This is a genomic window from Streptomyces sulphureus DSM 40104, assembly GCF_000381025.1.
Classification (GTDB): Bacteria; Actinomycetota; Actinomycetes; order Streptomycetales; family Streptomycetaceae; genus Streptomyces; species Streptomyces sulphureus.
In genome coordinates this window covers 1-3,682 of record NZ_KB905837.1, presented here as the reverse complement: position 1 = coordinate 3,682, position 3,682 = coordinate 1, and the positions used below count along the sequence as shown (strand labels likewise).

5 protein-coding genes are annotated in these 3,682 nt (G+C 31.7%); 3 read left to right on the top strand and 2 right to left on the bottom strand.

The genetic code is table 11. The features are described from left to right. The first annotated feature begins 340 nt into the window (after window positions 1-340). Together F603_RS34540 and F603_RS34535 are read left to right on the top strand one after the other, a co-directional pair. The gene (locus tag F603_RS34540) at window positions 341-511 is read left to right on the top strand and encodes a ribbon-helix-helix domain-containing protein (protein ID WP_425427034.1); all 171 of its coding nucleotides are present in this window, start codon (window positions 341-343) and stop codon (window positions 509-511) included. Between the two features lie 80 nt (window positions 512-591). Continuing rightward, window positions 592-1,191, top strand: coding sequence for a replication protein (locus tag F603_RS34535; RefSeq protein ID WP_012816703.1), 600 nt, complete (start codon window positions 592-594; stop codon window positions 1,189-1,191). A 146-nt stretch (window positions 1,192-1,337) separates the two neighbouring features. Here the strand turns inward: F603_RS34535 and erm(C) are convergent, their stop codons facing one another. Beyond that, window positions 1,338-2,072 (bottom strand): 23S rRNA (adenine(2058)-N(6))-methyltransferase Erm(C), encoded by a 735-nt coding sequence (erm(C), locus tag F603_RS34530; protein ID WP_007410443.1) that lies wholly within the window; start codon window positions 2,070-2,072, stop codon window positions 1,338-1,340. A gap of 59 nt (window positions 2,073-2,131) precedes the next feature. Next, a complete protein-coding gene (gene ermCL, locus F603_RS35290) occupies window positions 2,132-2,191 on the bottom strand; it encodes a 23S rRNA methylase leader peptide ErmCL (protein ID WP_002497446.1) in 60 nt (19 codons plus the stop codon). A gap of 292 nt (window positions 2,192-2,483) precedes the next feature. Here ermCL and mobV point away from each other — a divergent pair. Further along, the coding region (mobV, locus tag F603_RS34525; RefSeq protein ID WP_078503799.1) for a MobV family relaxase at window positions 2,484-3,682 on the top strand (1,199 nt) is incomplete at its 3' end.

Genomic DNA, 3,682 nt, shown 5'->3' with positions numbered 1-3,682 from the left:
GACAGTCCTTAAAATATACTTAGAGCGTAAGCGAAAGTAGTAGCGACAGCTATTAACTTTCGGTTGCAAAGCTCTAGGATTTTTAATGGACGCAGCGCATCACACGCAAAAAGGAAATTGGAATAAATGCGAAATTTGAGATGTTAATTAAAGACCTTTTTGAGGTCTTTTTTTCTTAGATTTTTGGGGTTATTTAGGGGAGAAAACATAGGGGGGTACTACGACCTCCCCCCTAGGTGTCCATTGTCCATTGTCCAAACAAATAAATAAATATTGGGTTTTTAATGTTAAAAGGTTGTTTTTTATGTTAAAGTGAAAAAAACAGATGTTGGGAGGTACAGTGATGGTTGTAGATAGAAAAGAAGAGAAAAAAGTTGCTGTTACTTTAAGACTTACAACAGAAGAAAATGAGATATTAAATAGAATCAAAGAAAAATATAATATTAGCAAATCAGATGCAACCGGTATTCTAATAAAAAAATATGCAAAGGAGGAATACGGTGCATTTTAAACAAAAAAAGATAGACAGCACTGGCATGCTGCCTATCTATGACTAAATTTTGTTAAGTGTATTAGCACCGTTATTATATCATGAGCGAAAATGTAATAAAAGAAACTGAAAACAAGAAAAATTCAAGAGGACGTAATTGGACATTTGTTTTATATCCAGAATCAGCAAAAGCCGAGTGGTTAGAGTATTTAAAAGAGTTACACATTCAATTTGTAGTGTCTCCATTACATGATAGGGATACTGATACAGAAGGTAGGATGAAAAAAGAGCATTATCATATTCTAGTGATGTATGAGGGTAATAAATCTTATGAACAGATAAAAATAATTACAGAAGAATTGAATGCGACTATTCCGCAGATTGCAGGAAGTGTGAAAGGTCTTGTGAGATATATGCTTCACATGGACGATCCTAATAAATTTAAATATCAAAAAGAAGATATGATAGTTTATGGCGGTGTAGATGTTGATGAATTATTAAAGAAAACAACAACAGATAGATATAAATTAATTAAAGAAATGATTGAGTTTATTGATGAACAAGGAATCGTAGAATTTAAGAGTTTAATGGATTATGCAATGAAGTTTAAATTTGATGATTGGTTCCCGCTTTTATGTGATAACTCGGCGTATGTTATTCAAGAATATATAAAATCAAATCGGTATAAATCTGACCGATAGATTTTGAATTTAAGAGTGTCACAAGACACTCTTTTTTCGCACCAGCGAAAACTGGTTTAAGCCGACTGCGCAAAAGACATAATCGATTCACAAAAAATAGGCACACGAAAAACAAGTTAAGGGATGCAGTTTATGCATCCCTTAACTTACTTATTAAATAATTTATAGCTATTGAAAAGAGATAAGAATTGTTCAAAGCTAATATTGTTTAAATCGTCAATTCCTGCATGTTTTAAGGAATTGTTAAATTGATTTTTTGTAAATATTTTCTTGTATTCTTTGTTAACCCATTTCATAACGAAATAATTATACTTTTGTTTATCTTTGTGTGATATTCTTGATTTTTTTCTACTTAATCTGATAAGTGAGCTATTCACTTTAGGTTTAGGATGAAAATATTCTCTTGGAACCATACTTAATATAGAAATATCAACTTCTGCCATTAAAAGTAATGCCAATGAGCGTTTTGTATTTAATAATCTTTTAGCAAACCCGTATTCCACGATTAAATAAATCTCATTAGCTATACTATCAAAAACAATTTTGCGTATTATATCCGTACTTATGTTATAAGGTATATTACCATATATTTTATAGGATTGGTTTTTAGGAAATTTAAACTGCAATATATCCTTGTTTAAAACTTGGAAATTATCGTGATCAACAAGTTTATTTTCTGTAGTTTTGCATAATTTATGGTCTATTTCAATGGCAGTTACGAAATTACACCTCTTTACTAATTCAAGGGTAAAATGGCCTTTTCCTGAGCCGATTTCAAAGATATTATCATGTTCATTTAATCTTATATTTGTCATTATTTTATCTATATTATGTTTTGAAGTAATAAAGTTTTGACTGTGTTTTATATTTTTCTCGTTCATTATACCCCTCTTTAATTTGGTTATATGAATTTTGCTTATTAACGATTCATTATAACCACTTATTTTTTGTTTGGTTGATAATGAACTGTGCTGATTACAAAAATACTAAAAATGCCCATATTTTTTCCTCCTTATAAAATTAGTATAATTATAGCACGAGCTCTGATAAATATGAACATGATGAGTGATCGTTAAATTTATACTGCAATCGGATGCGATTATTGAATAAAAGATATGAGAGATTTATCTAATTTCTTTTTTCTTGTAAAAAAAGAAAGTTCTTAAAGGTTTTATAGTTTTGGTCGTAGAGCACACGGTTTAACGACTTAATTACGAAGTAAATAAGTCTAGTGTGTTAGACTTTATGAAATCTATATACGTTTATATATATTTATTATCCGGAGGTGTAGCATGTCTCATTCAATTTTGAGGGTTGCCAGAGTTAAAGGATCAAGTAATACAAACGGGATACAAAGACATAATCAAAGAGAGAATAAAAACTATAATAATAAAGACATAAATCATGAGGAAACATATAAAAATTATGATTTGATTAACGCACAAAATATAAAGTATAAAGATAAAATTGATGAAACGATTGATGAGAATTATTCAGGGAAACGTAAAATTCGGTCAGATGCAATTCGACATGTGGACGGACTGGTTACAAGTGATAAAGATTTCTTTGATGATTTAAGCGGAGAAGAAATAGAACGATTTTTTAAAGATAGCTTGGAGTTTCTAGAAAATGAATACGGTAAGGAAAATATGCTGTATGCGACTGTCCATCTGGATGAAAGAGTCCCACATATGCACTTTGGTTTTGTCCCTTTAACAGAGGACGGGAGATTGTCTGCAAAAGAACAGTTAGGCAACAAGAAAGACTTTACTCAATTACAAGATAGATTTAATGAGTATGTGAATGAGAAAGGTTATGAACTTGAAAGAGGCACGTCCAAAGAGGTTACAGAACGAGAACATAAAGCGATGGATCAGTACAAGAAAGATACTGTATTTCATAAACAGGAACTGCAAGAAGTTAAGGATGAGTTACAGAAGGCAAATAAGCAGTTACAGAGTGGAATAGAGCATATGAGGTCTACGAAACCCTTTGATTATGAAAATGAGCGTACAGGTTTGTTCTCTGGACGTGAAGAGACTGGTAGAAAGATATTAACTGCTGATGAATTTGAACGCCTGCAAGAAACAATCTCTTCTGCAGAACGGATTGTTGATGATTACGAAAATATTAAGAGCACAGACTATTACACAGAAAATCAAGAATTAAAAAAACGTAGAGAGAGTTTGAAAGAAGTAGTGAATACATGGAAAGAGGGGTATCACGAAAAAAGTAAAGAGGTTAATAAATTAAAGCGAGAGAATGATAGTTTGAATGAGCAGTTGAATGTATCAGAGAAATTTCAAGATAGTACAGTGACTTTATATCGTGCTGCGAGGGCGAATTTCCCTGGGTTTGAGAAAGGGTTTAATAGGCTTAAAGAGAAATTCTTTAATGATTCCAAATTCGAGCGTGTGGGACAGTTTATGGATGTTGTACAGGATAATGTCCAGAAGGTCGATAGAAAGCGTGAGAAACAGCGTACAGACGA